The organism is Acaryochloris sp. 'Moss Beach' (assembly GCF_021497025.1).
GTDB classification, from domain to species: Bacteria; Cyanobacteriota; Cyanobacteriia; order Thermosynechococcales; family Thermosynechococcaceae; genus Acaryochloris; species Acaryochloris marina_A.
Map to the genome: position 1 here is coordinate 1,679,256 of NZ_CP071717.1, position 16,552 is coordinate 1,695,807.

The following is a 16,552-nucleotide window of genomic DNA, read 5'->3' on the forward strand; positions in this document are numbered from 1 at the left end:
CTACAACACAAAATCTAACCAAACTATCTTGAATTGCCACATCCATTGACTCTAAAAGCCATCAACCGTCTGATACTTCATTTTCCGTAACCTTCAGGCACAAGAATTCAGTCTATCTAGTCAGATGTTGTACAGTGATCTGCAAAATCTGAATTCCTAGGAGTTGAGCATATGAATCTTGACCTGGCAATGACGATGGTATGGCTGTGTTTAGGGTTGAGTTTGGGGTGGCTAGGGTTACTTCTAGCCCTCAGCACAGCCAATACTCTGCAAAAGATTCAGCCCAAACAATCCAAAAAGAAACAGTTCTTGCCTTTTAAGTTAAAACCTTTCTGGCAAGGGTGGTCAGATCAGATTCAGCTTCCAGTCTCGAACCCAGTAGCCAGCAAATTGTTGGGGAAGCTCATTCCAGGCGAACAGACTATCCCTGCAGCATCCAGCCCCCTTTCACTTAATCATCCCCCTTTGGCCTGTGAGTTGGAAATTAGATCCCTCTCCTTCAGCCCAAGCTGTTGTTTACTCCATACCAAACAAGGCTCTCCACTGCATGGCGGGGCGATTTCGACTCGGTTAACTCGGTTACGACGGATGGGAGTCTTGTTATAAAAGTCATCAATTGGGAGGATTTGACATAATTTGTAATAATTTGTTAGGGTGATGAACGGTAAGCCCCATAAAGAGTAAGTAATTATGCTCAAGAAATTAATTGTTCCCTTGACCTTTGCAGCATCAGTGTTTTTTCAGTCTGCTGCCTTGGCTCAAACGGCAACTTACTACAGTGATTACTACCAAGGCCGCCAAACTGCATCTGGCGAAATCTTCGATACATGGGGCAATACTGCAGCTCACCCTAGCCTACCCTTCGGCACCTGGGTCCAAGTGACTAATCTCAATAATGGGGCTTCAGTCAGTGTTCGCATCAACGATCGATGCAACTGCGGGATTGACCTCAGCAAAGCTGCTGCTGGACAGATTGGTCTTCTGCAATCGGGTGTTGCACCCGTATCCATCCAAATTCTCCGGTAAGTGACTGCCTCAAACGGTTGGATTGCAATAGATGGATCAGAAGTTGCTCTGAGTTGAAATCTTGATATTTCCAGAAGCCCCCTAACTCAATTAGGAGGCTTCTGTGATCGCTGCTCCAAAGTGTTCAGCAAGGACTCAGCCTATACCAGTTTTGTAGATTGCCATAGGGATTGCTTTACTTAAATTGCTGTCACAGTGATTGAACAAACTTACAGATCTTCCCATTGTTCAAAAAGAATCACAGGATCGTCCTTCAGTTTGAGAACATAACAAAGATCACTCAAATGCTGACAAATATCGTCTCTTTCACTTGTTTCCAAGGTTCGATATTGCTGCTGAAGCCCATTGAAGCCTTCAATAAGTAATTTTAATTGGGTATGAACATGCTGTTTTTTTGGTTTTTCGCCTAAAGCGATCAGTGTATCAATAGTGCTTCTGAATAACCGCCGGGACTTTTTGACCACAATCTTTGGCGTCATATATTCTTCCCATCTTGAGAAAAATTTTTCGCGTCGAAATTGCTTTAAACTCATCGTTCCCAGGCGAGCCAATCGCTCTTTTTCTTTCCGCTCCGATTCCAGGAGCCTTGCCGAAAATTCTTCTTGCTGACGACGAAGTATTTCTTCGTGATTGCCGTTGTCCCACTCCTCCTGCAGTAATAAATGATGGCCATTGAACGTATCCCAGAAGCCAAAGTGATTTTCTGGCAAGTCTTGATCTGATTCGGGTGGACAAATAATACCAATGTTCATGAAGTCAGAACTGGGTGGCGAGCTAACTGTCCAACACACTGGCGATCCTGTATATGAATGGTGCGTTAGTCGTAGAATCTCTTCAAGGCGTTCATCCTCCAGTTGCGGTATCTCATTGTCAAGGTAAGTCGTTGTGACAATCACAGGACAGATCCCAGACCATTCGTCGCTGTCAGTGTTTGATACAATTTTTGCGATTCTACACGCGCCATAACGTCCATCCGCCAAGCGAAATGCATATATGGTTCCAACAGCCGGAAGGTTGTCTACTGTGTAACGTTTCTCTATCATCAAATGCCTTAATTACCCTTCTTTATGATTCCCTGGTGTCTGACTAAGCAATACGCACATTAGATCAACGATTCTGCTGAAGCTTTTGAAAAATTCGCAGGAGAAGGGGAATCCCGATCAGCACAGACGCGATCAATGCCAATAGGATTTTTGCCAGATTCGACGCTAATATTCCTTGATAGAGATACCAGAATACCCCCATCAACACGATGGCCCTGAGTATCAAGCTTTGGGTGGAATAGGCAATACTGCCTTGTTGTTTGGTTAATGGCAGTATGGCTTGCGTCTCCCAAGCCAGATTTTTATTCAATCCAAATTGGTAATGGTCTCCTGCCACTGTAGAAATCTTGAGGACATATCCTCCAGTTAGGCTCAGCAATACTGCTTCACTCACCGTTTCCAGGGAAATCTCCCAATCTCCACAGAATAGACTGGTTTCTGTCAGAATCAGCATTCCGCGTCGGGACGCGACCCATTCAAGCTCATACTGAACTGGGGAATCATACCAATTAGCACCTAAGAGTGTAATTTTAATTATTTGCTAAGCCAACTCAGTATTAGGTTTCACGAATTTGAGAGTTACACCTTCAGGCACAGCTTGGTATCAGTCTCCATCTTTCTAGCTTTCGTCACACCTGTGGCCAGTATCTGAACATCAGGGTGCTGCTTTCGAAATGTCTGTAAACGGAACGGAACCAGGTAAAACACGTAACAAGTCGCACGGCTAAACCCAATCAAGACTTGTTCCAGCCAGTCAGTAAGATAGGAAAGCATAGGAGAGTGCCGGAGTTCTATCTATCTCGATTTGGAAATAATACTGCTATCTGGATACAACTCCCTATCCTTCAGCATTTCACCATCTCTGAGTGAACTAGATATCGCCCAGTATTGATTGCTCTATTGTCCGATCTATTTATGACCACCACTCAACTCCATCCCTCCAAACAACTGAAGAAACTACAAGCTCGACTTAGAGGGCTAGTGGGCAAGGCCATTCGTGACTACAACATGATCGAAGCGGGCGATCGGATTATGGTGTGTTTGTCCGGTGGCAAAGACTCTTACACCCTGCTGGATATTTTGTTGCACCTGCAGCATGCCGCCCCCATTGACTTTGAGATTCTGGCCGTCAACCTAGATCAAAAACAACCCAATTTTCCCGAAGAGATTTTACCGACTTATCTAGATAAACTACAAGTCCCTTACCGCATTGTCGAAGAAGATACCTACAGTACGGTCAAACGCGTCATTCCCGAAGGCAAGACCATGTGTGGCCTCTGCTCACGGTTGCGGAGGGGGATTCTATATCGCGTGGCTCAAGAAGAGCAAGCCACCAAAATCGCCCTCGGCCATCATCGGGAAGACATTATCGAAACTCTCTTTCTTAATCTGTTCCATGCCGGCAAGCTAGAAGCCATGCCCCCCAAACTGTTGAGCGATAATCGCCAGCATATGGTGATCCGTCCCCTCGCTTACTGCCCAGAAGCGGATATCCAGCGGTATGCCGATTTGCGTCAATTCCCGATTATTCCCTGCACCCTCTGTGGCTCGCAGGAAACGCTACAGCGGGTCCAAGTCAAGCAAATGCTGCAAACTTGGGAACAAGAAACACCGGGGCGATTAGAAACGATCTTTCGCAGTCTACAAAATGTCGAATTATCGCAACTGGCCGATCCACAGCTTTTTGATTTTGCTCACTTGGCTATTGCCGCAACTCCTGCTGTAGATTCACCGGATAAGTCATGCCCCTAGCGAATATCAAGGGTCCCATCAATTCCTTCTAGGCTCAACATATCCAGACGTTCATCTGCTTCGCTGCGCTTTTCATAAGCACCCACCTGTAAGACGGATCGGCCCTTATATCTAGATCGAAACGCATCGGGAACTAGGGTTTTGATTCTCTTGTAATCCGCTGAACTTGCAGTCTTAACGATCACCCGATAGCGAAGTCTGGAGCGCTCATCCAAGGGGGGAGGAGGTGGATTTCCAGTGCCTGAAATTGCAGCTAACTGCTGGGCACGCCCTGCATCTCGACTGGCCGTATAAATATCCGAAGCAGGGCTATAGCGTCCCAAGGGCACATTCTCTTGAGGCACAGGGAGAACACCGCCAGAGTTAAGCGTCGGTCCTGGAACCGACAAGTTAGGCAACCCTTTAGGAATGGGGGGCGCTAGGAATAGGGGCAATGGCTGTGCGGCGAGGGGAGGGAACTGGAATGGGAATAGGACTAGAAAAGAACCCCTTGGATAACGGTGATTTGGCAGCCAACTTCACTAGTTTTCGCCGTTTGCTGGCTGAAGGTTTGGAGGAGGGTCTGTATCGAGTCGATTGTGGAGCTGTTAAAGGTGGAGGAGGTGGGCTTTCACCGGCTAACTCGGGTAATTCTGGATCGGTTTCCGGGCGAGGGAGGGCGATGGCACCTGGGGGTTTTGCGGGCATGGGATGGGGGGAATAGAGGGAGCAGAGCCCAGTGGCTGTCCCCCTATTAGGCACTGGGATTTCAATGGGAGATGTAATGAGATTCGTTAATTCATCCCGCTCCTGGGACCGATCTAATTTACCTTTGGCTTTTGGAGGAGCTGCGGGTGGAGTCGGTGGCTGTGGTGACTCCAAAGGGGGGAGACTCTCCACTCCATCTTCAGGTGGGGCGGGCGGGGCAGACTCTAAGGAGGGAACAGCATCAGAGGGGGGCTTCAGCGATAGTATCTGCACTGGGAACTTGGTCATGGGTGAAATAAATATGGCCGAGGGTTTTGCCGTTGTAACTCCGCTTTGAGAACCGCCAACCGGGTTCTAGCTGAATTTTCAAGAAGCCATCCGTAAGACTTTGGGTTTCACCAATTTTCAGCTTGGGAGCACCCGGATTGCGGGAGGGATAACCCATCAGCACTAAGTTTCCATTTTGCTTCACCACGGAGAGACGATAGTCCATGGCATAGTCTTGCCCCCCTTGGCGAATGGAATACCCATTACTATCCGTACTCCGTCCACAAATACCGGTGAAGTCAAACTGTAGGAGCAGAGGGTCAATCACCCCAGGCTGATCCACCTTTTCTTCCCAGCAGGCCTGGGTCGATGAAATTTGCTCCAGAATAATCAGGTTATACTGCTTCCCTTCTGCAAACGGAACTGCGATCGCAATAAATTTACTTTGGTCTACTTCTTCTTGACCAAAGGTATAAGCCTGGGCTGAATGGGGAATCAACAGGCTCAGAAATAGGCTGGAGATCGCAACCGTAACCCGACTCAAATGATATTTCATGACTCCTATCCGCTTCCCAAAAAGTGAGTGACTTGCTACTAAAACTGGCTAATTTCTTTAGGAATGTCCATGACAAACCTGTGAGCTGAACGTAGATTTCTTCGGCTACAAAATCACATTCATCCCAGAATCAAAATAGCCGGTGGTGCCAAATTTTATCCTATTTTTTTACTCAAAACTAAAAAGTGAAATATAAGTTAACAAATACAATTATTCTTAGGATCTAAGAATTAAAACTTCCTGAGTATAAATAGCTATTTAAGTTCTAAAATAGAGAACCAAAATTTAGACAAAGACGCATCGGTTACTTTGCCCAAAATGTATTATTTGACACCATCAAGTTTGATATTTCCTGCCTGAGACTCTAGGCATCAGACCAGTGGAAATATGAGATTAGATTCTAATTTTATTTTCAAAAAAATAATATATCTGTACACAAATTTCTCACAGATTGCCTCAAACCGATGACGGATTATCTAGACACCCGTTCAATCCCATCTCAAAAATGTCCATCCTAACCTTATGAATAGAAAACGCATGGCTCAACCCATCGCCTGGGGCTATCTCTTCGGTCTACTGATGGCCTACATGGCTGTGGGGTGGGTTCTAGCAGCCTATGCAGCCCCCCTGCTGATATGGGTTTGGACCGTGGTGCTGATGGCTTATGTCGCCTGGGCAGAGAAGGGTGCGATCGCAGGTGCAATGCTATGGGTTGTTTCCGTCGTGTGGATTGCTGCATATACCACAGCAACCCCCCTGCTTATGAACTGGAAAGGGCCAACTTGGGCAATCTCATTAGTAGGGGTATGGATATTCGCAATTGGGGTTGTTCTATTACTGGCATTTGCTCAGCCAGTGATTCAGGCTTTGGGCTGGTCTCGAAAAAAGACTTTTTATCGTCTGCTGATGCTGACAGGCGCAGGATTGATCATCGGTCGTTGGCTATACCTAGGATCAATGCCGGCTCCCCCATCGATGGCCCTACTCTACATTACTTAGTACAGGAGATACCTCGGTTGCCTCAGTCATCATTTTCAAAAGATAGAAATCACTCCAACCCGAAAGATCAGAATTTCGTATCCTCTACCCCTACAGATTCTCTGTCACAGGCGATCTCTAGGCCTGACTGTATCAAACAAATCGATCCCACTCTTCTCTCCAATTTGAATACAGCACAAGTACTGGAAATCAAGCAATTTATCAGTCAAGCCATTGCCCATGAAGTGACGCAAAAAACAGCCAATTTAAGCATCAATCATAATCAGTTAGAAAGCCAGGATTTTACCCGCAAAAAGCGCAAATCAAAACTCATTGATATTCGCTTTGTCGTTGACTTATTATTCTCGCGTTTCTACGTTGTATTAATGGTGGGTAAAGACGTCCGCAAAGGTCAACGTCCTTATCCCAAATCCCGAGCAACTAAAGCAGGTAATATGATCGCTGCCTTTATGCTAATTGTGGCCATGAATCTACTGATTTCTGCCGTTTTGCTATTAGGTCTCTATTTACTCAAGTCTGCCCTAAATATTGACCTCATGCCTGGACATTTTTCAGATCAATTAGAAATCTTAAAAAAAATAAAGATATAAACTCTCTTCCACTTCATTGTGGCGCTTGTTTTAGCTCAGCTCCTTGATAGGATAGAAAAGATTTATTCTTAATATTTTTTTCTAACGATGAATACAACCTCGACCCTTTATCGCATCTTGGATGCCAATCTCGATCGCGCACGAGAAGGGTTGCGGGTAATTGAAGAATGGTGTCGATTTGGTCTAGAAAATTCCCAACTGAGCGCTCAGTGCAAACAGCTCCGTCAGGACTTGGCTAGCTGGCATCACCCCCCCTTGCGGATGGCCCGAGATACCCCCCAATGATCCAGGCACACAGCTTACCCACCCCCCAAGAGGCAGCCCGCACTGACTTACCAACGGTTGTGCAAGCCAACCTTTGCCGGGTGCAAGAAGCCCTGCGAGTGCTGGAAGAATATAGCAAGCTTTACGATACCAACATGGCCGCAGCCTGTAAGCAGATGCGCTATCAGGTGTATACCCTAGACACTCAACTGCAACCTCGCCATCGATTGCAACAGTTACTCGATGCCCCCCTTTATTTAGTCACTTCCCCCAACGAACAGCTAGTCCCTGTCGTCGAAGCGGCATTGCAGGGAGGATTAAAGCTGGTTCAATACCGAGAGAAACAAGCAGATGACGAGCAACGTTTGGCCATTGCCCAGACCTTATGCCAGCTATGCCATCAATATAATGCTCTGTTTATTGTTAATGATCGGATTGATATTGCTGTGGCCGTGGATGCCGATGGAGTCCACTTGGGGCAGCAGGACATGACCATGGCGGTAGCTCGTCAAATGCTCGGGCCAGATAAGTTAGTGGGGCGCTCCACGACTAACCCTCAAGAAATGGATCGGGCCATCCAAGAGCAAGCAGACTATATTGGCGTCGGGCCTATTTATGCAACCCCCACTAAAGCAGACAAAGCGGCCGTCGGCCATGAGTACATCCACTATGCCAATCAACATGCGCCCATGCCCTATTACGCTATCGGCGGCATTGATGAGACCAACCTAGAAGAAGTCTTGACCGCAGGTGCCCAACGAGTGGCCGTGGTGAGGGCGATTATGAATGCCCCTTCTCCGACCCAGGCTGTCCAACAGATGTTAAAACAGTTTTCGAAAACACCCACTCCCACCCCGTAGACACAGCCTGAATATAGCCAACTTTGACCAAACCTATTCTTCAGCTCCCCCATCAAGATTCAGGGTTGAGTTTTGATCTTGAACTTAATATATAGATAGAGACTTCACCCTATCGGATCGCTTTTGTGAATGATTCCTCTAAATGAAAATGATTAATATCCAAGTCAATGGAGAACGACAAACCTGCTCACCCAGCATGGTATTGCCAGAATTTCTGGTACAGTTAAACCTCAATCCTCGCCTCGTGGCGGTAGAATACAATGGCGAAATTCTGCATCGACAGTTTTGGGAAACAACCCGCTTGCAGATGGGAGATCGTCTAGAAATCGTGACGATTGTGGGGGGCGGCTAAACCACCCGAATCTCAACACGATTTCGAGCAACGACTCTAAGTTCGAAAGTTGTCTTGGGGCATTTCTAAACCAGCTTAGGCCTGGGTTGCGAATTTGTATCAGAAATATTGGTCATTTGTCAATGCTTTACCCCAGCAATGTTGTTAAAATAAGTAACAGAGTTTAACAAAGGCAATCATCAGGTTATGGGCCGTGTCGGTGTTCTATTACTGAATCTAGGGGGACCAGAGCAGCTAAAGGATGTACGTCCTTTTTTGTATAACCTGTTTGCTGATCCAGAAATTTTACGGCTGCCATTTGCTTGGATGCAAAAGCCTTTTGCCGGGTTTATTTCCACCCTGCGGGCCCGGACGTCTCGGGACAACTATCGGCAAATCGGTGGTGGTTCCCCATTACGACGAATCACAGAAGCCCAAGCCCACGCGCTCCAAGATGACTTGCAGGCTAAGGGATGTGATGCTCAGGTTTATATCGGCATGCGTTACTGGCATCCTTTTACCGAAGAGGCTGTTGCCCGTATCAAACGAGATGGGATTGAAGAGCTGGTCATTCTGCCGCTCTATCCTCAGTTTTCGATCAGTACTAGCGGTTCGAGTATCCGGTTATTGGAGAAGATCTGGTCTGAAGACCCAGAATTACAGAAGATTAAGTACACTGTCATCTCTTCGTGGCATGATCGCCCTGGCTATGTGCAGGTCATGGCTGACTTTTTGCGCCAAGAGCTGGATCAGTTTGCCAATCCTGAGCAAACCACTGTATTTTTTAGTGCCCATGGTGTCCCCCTCAGCTATGTAACTGAATCGGGTGATCCCTACCAGCAAGAGATTGAGGCCAGTACTCAGCTGATTATGGAGGCGTTAGAACGCCCCAACCCCCATATTTTGGCTTATCAAAGTCGAGTGGGGCCGATGGAGTGGTTACGCCCCTACACCACAAATGTGATTGCGCATTTGGGTCAGCAGGGGGTTAAAGATTTAGTGGTGGTGCCTATTAGCTTTATCTCAGAGCATATCGAAACGCTCCAAGAGATCGATATGGAATACCGGCATTTAGCGCTCGAATCAGGCATTGAAAATTTTCGCCGGATGCCAGCCGTCAATATACATCCAGACTTTATCGATACCCTCAGTGAGATGGTGCTGGAATATCTAGACAAGCCCTCTTTAAGATTCTCTCAAGTCTTCCGACCTCAGAAAAAAATTAAGCTGTATCCCCAAGAGCGTTGGGAATGGGGGATGACGACCACGGCTGAACGCTGGAATGGTCGCTTCGCGATGGTCGGCTTTATTGCCCTACTGGTTGAACTGATCAGTGGCTATGGTCCCCTGCATTTAGCGGGGCTACTCTAGCTTTGCTTTTTAGACAGTTCGGCTTTCCATAATTTGTGCCAGTGATTGCGCACAGCACGATTGGCATCGTACATGGTCGAGTATCGTGATTGGATATTAAATTGGCACATCTGGGCAAAAATCTGAATTGTTGCCTGATGGAGTTCGACCATTTCTGGATCGGTCTCTGAGGCTGATGGTTGCAAAGCTTGTAAAAAGGTTTTGCCAATCACATATTGGTCTGTTTCAGGTTTAAAGGTCCCGTAGCTGATTTCTGGGGCTAAGACATCCCCTTGATCCTGAAGCAATTTTTGATATTGCGGAAATTGAACACTCAGCTTACTGAGAATACGGGGGACAACACCATAGTCAATCAGGACTAATTTTTTACCTTTTTCATTGGGCTGCAAGAAGCAATCAGGATGAGGATGACTATGCACCAAATCGGCCTGATGCAGGATTTCAATAATCGTTAAGACCTCATCCGCAAATTTGCAGGTCATGCGGGGATTTAAGGGAGCATGAGATACCAATACTTTGCTTAGCATTGTCCCTTCGATATGTTCATGAACGATATGAAGGACTTCACTATCTTGTAAGAAGCTGAGTACCGGGAGACATTGCAGATGGGGAGCCAGCTGTTTCAAAGTCGCCATTTCGGCTAAAAACAGCTCTTGCACAGCCTGTAAAACTTCTGGGCTATTGGTGTCTAACCGAAAGGTATGAACAATTCGTAGGGGGGTATCCAGCTCTTGTAGATCTTGGGCGATGGCAGTTTGTCCGAAGGCATGCTTACTGATGACTTCAACCAACCGAAAGTGCTCATCCCAAAATGAGGGCTGAGGTGCTGCTGCGACGGTAGATTCCAACAACTGCTGTCGGGCAACTGCCGAAGCATCACGGGTTTTGAGATGACTTTGAATACGAGCCAAAGCAATAGGTAAATCAATCGGCTTCGTGATGTAATCGTTAGCTCCTAATTCTAGGGCTTCGACCACATTTTCACTGGCATCCTTGGCGGTCGCCATAATCACCGGTAGCTCTTCTTGGGAATAGGTCTGCCGAATGCGCTTCAGGGTTTCGATCCCGCCAATACCTGGCATCATAATATCCAGCAATACCAGGGTAATCTCGGTGGTGGCAATGAGTTCCAATGCGGCTTCACCACTATCTGCTAGGGCAACTTCATAGCCCTTCCGCTGTAAACGCCGACTCAACATATCCCGGTTAGCCTCGACATCATCTACGACTAAGAGTTTATGAGTCGTGGGCTCAGAGACAGGCTTTGGGGAAGGAGAGGAAGGTAGGGATGACGGAGTACTCGCAACGAGGGGAGTCCCCTCACGTCCTTCTTGATGCACCTCGGATGGAGATGTTCTAGCCGCAGCGGTGACTAACTGTTCTGAGGGTGGAGCAGCGGGGGTCACTACAGCTGCGGGTGTCGCCTGTGCCACAGATTCGACTGGGCGTGGGGATTGTTCTGGAGTCCCTTGCAATAAGGTTTCAATTTTCTGCAGCAACCGTTTGAGATCAACGGGCTTAGTATCGTAATCATCACACCCTGCCGATAAGGCTTCTTCTCGATCACCTACCATGGCATGGGCTGTGAGGGCAATAATCGGAATAGCGGCTGTTTGTTCCCCGGCTTTGAGAGTCCTAGTCGCTTCCCAGCCATTCATCACTGGCAAACTCATATCCATCAGAATGAGATCGGGCTGCTCTGTGAGAGCCTTCGTGACGCCTTCGCCCCCATCAACTGCAATCACAACATCATAGCCCCGACGCTTTAATCGGCGTCCGAGCATATCGCGATTAAGTTCATTATCTTCAACTAATAGAATTTTCGGCATGAATGATGACCTCTCTAATCCCTGAGGTGTGTACGTATTGGCTCGATTAACTGGCCTTAGGCTTAACTAAAATGGCATCACCCTCTACTTTGACGTCATAGCTTTCTAGAGGATCAGAGGCAGGCCCTTTAACGACCGCTCCATCCGGTTTATAAGTGGAACCATGACAAGCACAAAAAATATCTTGTGAGTCTTGCTTCCAATCTACGGGGCAACCCTGATGGGTACAAGTCGGATTGAGAGCATGGAGGGTGTCTGAGCTTTTTGAATCTCGGACAACTAGTACTTTTTGGTTCCCTTTCAAGGTCTGCAGAATGCGACCATTTTGATCTAAGTCTTGGGTCTGACCCACCTTGATAAACCCATCAGGGGTCGTTTCAGTTTTAGGAGCTGGGGTTGGGGAGGTTGAAGACTGTTGCGTACAGGCGCCAATCACAACGGAGACGACTCCTGAAATCCAACTTAAGGTCAACCATGACAGAACTTTTCGGCGGTTCATACTGAAATCTTAAGGAACGAGATCCACAATAGTTTACTAGCTGATGGAAGATTCCCCAGAAAAACATGAGGGAATAAGTGCATGCAGACTAGAACTAGCTTGCCCAGAATAAGGTTATAAACTGAACTACAAAAACATTTGTTTGACGACAAAAAAAGGCTAAGAATAGACCTTAAGCACTGATATACATAGGATGGATGGGAGTATTGAGCTTATTTCAAGGAATTAGCTTTTCTCTCATGAATTCCTGTTATTACGATATTTTTGTTTACAAATATATTGTTGAGAGAGACCCAGATTTGGGCAAACTAAGGATTGAAGGCAGAGTGCAACCATTGTTCTCGATAGTCTTCTTTAATACTCATGTAAAAAATGCATCGATGGTCAGACAAATGCTATCTCCAGGAGGGTCTTGGGCGTGAACAGACTGTTAAAAAAACGCCATCTAGTCTTGATTGTTTTGTTCGCGGTGGCATCGCTACTGTCATTACAATTGGCACGGATGACTGAGCAACCTGTGATTGCCAAACTGGGGCCACCCGTTACGGCTGCTGGTGATGAGCCAATTGAACCGATCCCGATGCAGGTTTCCTTAAATATGGAAAAAGTGGTTTTGGGTAAGCAGCTGTTCCATGATCCGAAACTTTCTAAGACGAACAATATTTCTTGTGCCAGCTGCCATGACTTATCGATGGGTGGCACCGATCGCCTACCGGTCTCCATCGGTATTAACGGTGAAAAGGGGACGATTAATTCCCCCACGGTCTTCAATAACAGCTTTCACTTTAAGCAATTTTGGGATGGCCGAGCCTCAAGCTTGGAAGAGCAAATCGAGGGGCCTGTCCATGCGGGCAATGAGATGGGATCGAGTTGGCCTGAGATTATTGGCAAGCTGAAGCAGTCGCCTGAATATGTGAATGCTTTTAACGAGCTCTATGACAGCGATATTTCTGCTGACCATATCAAGGATGCGATCGCAACTTTCGAACGCTCCCTCTACACCCCCAATTCGAAATTTGACCAATTCCTTCGGGGCAATGCTGACGCCTTAACCAAAGACGAGAAAGAAGGCTATCGACGCTTCAAAGGGTTTGGCTGTGTGGCCTGTCACCAGGGCGTGCTGCTCGGCGGCAATATGTATCAGAAATTCGGGGTTTTTGGGGACTACATCAAAGATCGCGGGGACGAAACCAAAGCGGATCTGGGACGCTACAACGTCACCGGCAAAGAAGACGACCGCTACATGTTTAAGGTACCAAGCTTAAGAAATATCGCCTTAACGGCTCCCTATTTTCATGATGGGTCCTCTAAAACCCTAGATGAAGCCGTCAAAATCATGGTCAAATATCAACTCGGTCGCGAGGCAGATCAAGAAGACGTTGACCTAATTATCAAGTTCTTAAATACCTTAAACGGTGAAATTAAAGAGGTCGCCTAATGCAGAAACAAAAACTTCTAGGCCTCCTCGGGGTCTCCGGTGCCCTGGTCTTGTTTGGCGGCCTGATTGCCAAAAGCTTATCTGTTGACAACCAACAGCATCAGCAATATCGCACCTTAATGGCTCAACAGTTGGACAAAGATGCCACTGTTAACCAAAGCGTGCTCAAAGCGAGATATGCGTTGTTGACGTCCTACGATCCCCTCGTGCGAGCCATATCCGAACAGCTCGATTTGCAGAAGGATCTGAAGCAAGTTCCTGAGTTTATTGGCAATCAACAGACCCTTTTATCTCAACTCAGCGAGAACAACCAAGTCTTTACTCAGAAAGAAGAGTTAGTTGAATCTTTCAAATCCAAGAACGCTATCCTCAAAAACTCCTTAACCTACTTACCAGAGCTGGTAAAAGAGGTGCGCACAGGCTCTGCAAAAGGAATATCCGGGGATGAGGCCATTCAGCTGGAAAGCCTATTAGATAATGTCTTACTGTACAGCTTGTCGTCAGATGAAGATCTAGTTTCCCAGATCGAAACCCAAATCGCTCAATTAAAGGGTAAAAAATCCCAGGGCATTCAATTGGCCCTTGCCCATACCCAGATGATTCTGGAGTATAAGCCCCAGGTCGATGCCTTAACCCGCGATATTCTGAAGCTGCCCACGGCCAAAGCCATCAGCACTTTAGAAACGGCTTATATCAATCAATATGATGCAGCAACCCAAACAGCCGACCTATTTCGACTACTCAGCTTCGGCTGCTTGTTAGTTCTCGTCAGTGGCGGTGCCTATTTGGTGGTGCGGCAACAGCGCCGTTCTAGTGAGCGGGTATCCGGTATTCTCAGCAGTTTAACCGATGCCTTTGTGGCTCTGAATCCCCAGTGGCAAATCACGTATATCAACGATAAAGCCGCTGAGATTCTGCAAGAAGATCCCATCCAACTTCTCAATCAAGATTTCTGGCAAAGTTTTCCTGACCTCCTGGGTGCCGATCATTTAACTGAGTATCGACAAGCCCTGAAAGAGAAAACCAAGACCTCCTTCGAGGTGTTTTATCCCCCCAGCAAAATGTGGTTGGAGATTCGCGTCTATCCCAGCGTGGACGGACTATCCTTGTTCTTCCAAGATGTGACGATGCGCAAGGAGGCTGAAGACAGCCTGAAGCAAATGAACCAAGAGCTAGAGACTCGGGTCAAGGCTCGTACATCTCAGTTAGCATCCAGCATGGAAGCCGCCGAAGAAGCGCGGGAGAAAGCGGAAGAAGCCAATAAGAGTAAGAGTGAATTCTTGGCCAATATGAGCCATGAACTCCGAACTCCCCTCAACGCCATTATTGGTTACAGCGAAATGCTGGAAGAGGATGCCGAGGATATGGGACAAGATGATTTTGTCCCCGATTTACAGAAAATTTCTGGGTCGGCAAAGCATCTTCTAGAACTGATCAACTCTGTTCTCGACCTCTCGAAGGTCGAAGCGGGACGCATGGAACTCTATTTAGAGTCCTTTGAAATCGCCCCCATGGTCAGAACCATTGCCGCTACCTTGCAGCCTATTGCCGAGAAGCAAAGCAACATGGTTTCCCTGCATTGTCCTGAGAATATCGGGACGCTGTATGCTGATCAAACCAAAGTTCGTCAGAGTTTGTACAACTTACTCAGTAATGCCTGTAAGTTCACACAATCCGGCGAAGTGAGCCTCACCGTATCGGAAGATGCTGGGGAAGAGATTGTCTTTAGCATTAGAGATACTGGCATTGGCATGACCCCAGAACAGCTGGAAAAAGTGTTCAAAGCCTTTACCCAAGCAGATGCGTCCACTACCCGCAAATATGGGGGAACCGGACTAGGCCTCACCATCACCAAGCAGTTCATTGAGATGATGGGTGGGCATATTTCGGTAACCAGCCAATATGGCTACGGCACCGAGTTTACGATCCATATTCCTCGCCAAGTGGAATCAGAAACTGCAGCATCCATTCCAACTCCATCTGCGCCCATCGAACTGAGTAAGATTTCTTTACCCAAAACGGCGAAAGGACAGCCGGGTGGGACGGTACTCGTGATTGATGATGACGAGTATGCCCGTGACATCATGCAGCGGTTTTTAACAGATGCTGGTTATGATGCGGTGGTATCGCCTTCGGGGATAGAGGGGCTACAGCTGGCTGAAGATCTCATGCCTGACATGATTATTTTGGATGTCTTGATGCCAGAACTCGATGGCTGGTCAGTCCTTCAGAATCTCAAGGGCAGTGCCAAATTAGCAGATATCCCCGTTATTATGATGACGATGGTGGATGCCGAAAAAGTCGGTTTCTCCCTGGGTGCGACTGACTTCCTGACCAAACCCTTACAGCGAGATCGGCTACTGGAACTGTTGGATAAATATGTCACAACAGCAGATCGCAACTGGATGTTAGTGATTGAGGATGACCTGCCTTCCCAGGAAATGCTAGGTCGCATACTCGAACGGGAAGATTGGCCCTACAAAACAGCAGGCAATGGCAAACAAGCCCTCGAAGTCCTCGGTGATCATGGCGTCCCAGATTTAATTTTCTTAGATCTGATGATGCCAGAGATGGATGGCTTCGAGTTCCTGAAGGTACTGCGGCAAAATCCAGACTGGCAGAATGTCCCTGTGATTGTGGTTTCGGCGAAAGATCTCACAGCAAGTGAGCGGCTAGAGCTGGGAGATGCGGTCCAAAGCATTCACCAAAAAGGACAGCTCGATCGCGAGGAATTGCTAGAAGAGGTTCAAGACTTTATCGAAATTGCCGCTGGTAATTAGATAGAGACCTTGAGACTATTCCGGTAAATTCCACTCCGCCTAATCCCAGAAGCCAGAGCCCAAGAAATCGCTCTGGCTTCTGCTGTTATAGACTGCGGCCCATCAGTTCAAAGCTGGGAGGTAAGCCTATTATCCTTCGCAGCTATGTTTGCTACCGCCCTCATTTTTCAAAGAATGAGTCTGGCATAGATCCAAGCATGGGCAGGTTACGTATATCTAATCAGTAGGCGTTAGCGCCACTCAGTATCGTCATGGGAAAT

16 protein-coding genes and 1 pseudogene are annotated in these 16,552 nt (G+C 47.2%); 10 read left to right on the forward strand and 7 right to left on the reverse strand.

Annotated elements, in window-relative coordinates:
- Positions 1-171: 171 nt before the first annotated feature.
- The gene (locus tag HRE53_RS07740; protein WP_235109812.1) at positions 172-606 is read left to right on the forward strand and encodes a hypothetical protein; all 435 of its coding nucleotides are present in this window, start codon (positions 172-174) and stop codon (positions 604-606) included.
- 84 nt (positions 607-690) lie between these two features.
- On the forward strand, positions 691-1,026 hold the full coding sequence (locus tag HRE53_RS07745; RefSeq protein ID WP_212662928.1) for a septal ring lytic transglycosylase RlpA family protein: 336 nt from the start codon (positions 691-693) through the stop codon (positions 1,024-1,026).
- A gap of 209 nt (positions 1,027-1,235) precedes the next feature.
- Here the strand turns inward: HRE53_RS07745 and HRE53_RS07750 are convergent, their stop codons facing one another.
- A complete protein-coding gene (locus HRE53_RS07750) occupies positions 1,236-1,778 on the reverse strand; it encodes a hypothetical protein (RefSeq protein WP_235109813.1) in 543 nt (180 codons plus the stop codon).
- Positions 1,779-2,133: 355 nt separating this feature from the next.
- Positions 2,134-2,523 (reverse strand): hypothetical protein, encoded by a 390-nt coding sequence (locus tag HRE53_RS07755; RefSeq protein ID WP_235109815.1) that lies wholly within the window; start codon positions 2,521-2,523, stop codon positions 2,134-2,136.
- Positions 2,524-2,984: 461 nt separating this feature from the next.
- Here HRE53_RS07755 and ttcA point away from each other — a divergent pair, with 461 nt between their 5' ends.
- Entirely contained in the window at positions 2,985-3,821 is an 837-nt protein-coding gene (gene ttcA, locus HRE53_RS07760; protein WP_235109816.1) for a tRNA 2-thiocytidine(32) synthetase TtcA, read from the forward strand.
- Here the strand turns inward: ttcA and HRE53_RS07765 are convergent.
- Genes HRE53_RS07765 through HRE53_RS07775 form a run of 3 tightly spaced genes read right to left on the reverse strand, consistent with a single transcriptional unit; the run spans position 3,818 to position 5,331 of the window.
- Positions 3,818-4,255, reverse strand: a complete 438-nt coding sequence (locus HRE53_RS07765) for a hypothetical protein (RefSeq protein ID WP_235109817.1) — start codon at positions 4,253-4,255, stop codon at positions 3,818-3,820. The genes ttcA and HRE53_RS07765 overlap by 4 nt on opposite strands.
- Positions 4,224-4,796, reverse strand: coding sequence for a hypothetical protein (locus HRE53_RS07770; RefSeq protein ID WP_235109818.1), 573 nt, complete (start codon positions 4,794-4,796; stop codon positions 4,224-4,226). The genes HRE53_RS07765 and HRE53_RS07770 overlap by 32 nt, the downstream gene beginning before the upstream one ends.
- Entirely contained in the window at positions 4,750-5,331 is a 582-nt protein-coding gene (locus HRE53_RS07775) for a DUF3747 domain-containing protein (RefSeq protein WP_235109819.1), read from the reverse strand. Before HRE53_RS07775 ends, HRE53_RS07770 begins: the two co-directional genes overlap by 47 nt.
- Before the next feature lie 522 nt (positions 5,332-5,853).
- Between HRE53_RS07775 and HRE53_RS07780 the strand changes: the two genes are divergently transcribed.
- The 5 genes and pseudogenes from HRE53_RS07780 to hemH all read left to right on the forward strand — a co-directional run bounded on the left by HRE53_RS07780 (position 5,854) and on the right by hemH (position 9,746).
- Complete coding sequence (locus tag HRE53_RS07780; RefSeq protein WP_235109820.1) at positions 5,854-6,330, forward strand: hypothetical protein; 477 nt, start codon at positions 5,854-5,856, stop codon at positions 6,328-6,330.
- Between the two features lie 164 nt (positions 6,331-6,494).
- Positions 6,495-6,920 carry a hypothetical protein gene (locus HRE53_RS07785; protein WP_235109821.1) on the forward strand — a complete coding sequence of 142 codons (426 nt, stop codon included), beginning with the start codon at positions 6,495-6,497 and terminating at the stop codon, positions 6,918-6,920.
- A gap of 87 nt (positions 6,921-7,007) precedes the next feature.
- A pseudogene (locus HRE53_RS07790) lies at positions 7,008-8,044 on the forward strand (thiamine phosphate synthase).
- A gap of 142 nt (positions 8,045-8,186) precedes the next feature.
- Positions 8,187-8,396, forward strand: coding sequence for a sulfur carrier protein ThiS (gene thiS, locus HRE53_RS07795; protein WP_315874849.1), 210 nt, complete (start codon positions 8,187-8,189; stop codon positions 8,394-8,396).
- A gap of 186 nt (positions 8,397-8,582) precedes the next feature.
- The gene (hemH, locus tag HRE53_RS07800; protein ID WP_212662935.1) at positions 8,583-9,746 is read left to right on the forward strand and encodes a ferrochelatase; all 1,164 of its coding nucleotides are present in this window, start codon (positions 8,583-8,585) and stop codon (positions 9,744-9,746) included.
- Here hemH and HRE53_RS07805 read toward each other — a convergent pair.
- Entirely contained in the window at positions 9,743-11,575 is a 1,833-nt protein-coding gene (locus HRE53_RS07805) for a response regulator (protein WP_235109822.1), read from the reverse strand. The genes hemH and HRE53_RS07805 overlap by 4 nt on opposite strands.
- A gap of 46 nt (positions 11,576-11,621) precedes the next feature.
- Positions 11,622-12,074 (reverse strand): ubiquinol-cytochrome c reductase iron-sulfur subunit, encoded by a 453-nt coding sequence (locus tag HRE53_RS07810; protein ID WP_212662937.1) that lies wholly within the window; start codon positions 12,072-12,074, stop codon positions 11,622-11,624.
- Positions 12,075-12,492: 418 nt separating this feature from the next.
- Here HRE53_RS07810 and HRE53_RS07815 point away from each other — a divergent pair, with 418 nt between their 5' ends.
- Positions 12,493-13,512, forward strand: a complete 1,020-nt coding sequence (locus HRE53_RS07815; protein WP_315876433.1) for a cytochrome-c peroxidase — start codon at positions 12,493-12,495, stop codon at positions 13,510-13,512.
- Positions 13,512-16,292: a DAHL domain-containing protein gene (locus tag HRE53_RS07820; RefSeq protein ID WP_235109825.1), complete on the forward strand. Its 2,781-nt coding sequence runs from the start codon at positions 13,512-13,514 to the stop codon at positions 16,290-16,292. Before HRE53_RS07815 ends, HRE53_RS07820 begins: the two co-directional genes overlap by 1 nt.
- Positions 16,293-16,552 lie beyond the last annotated feature (260 nt).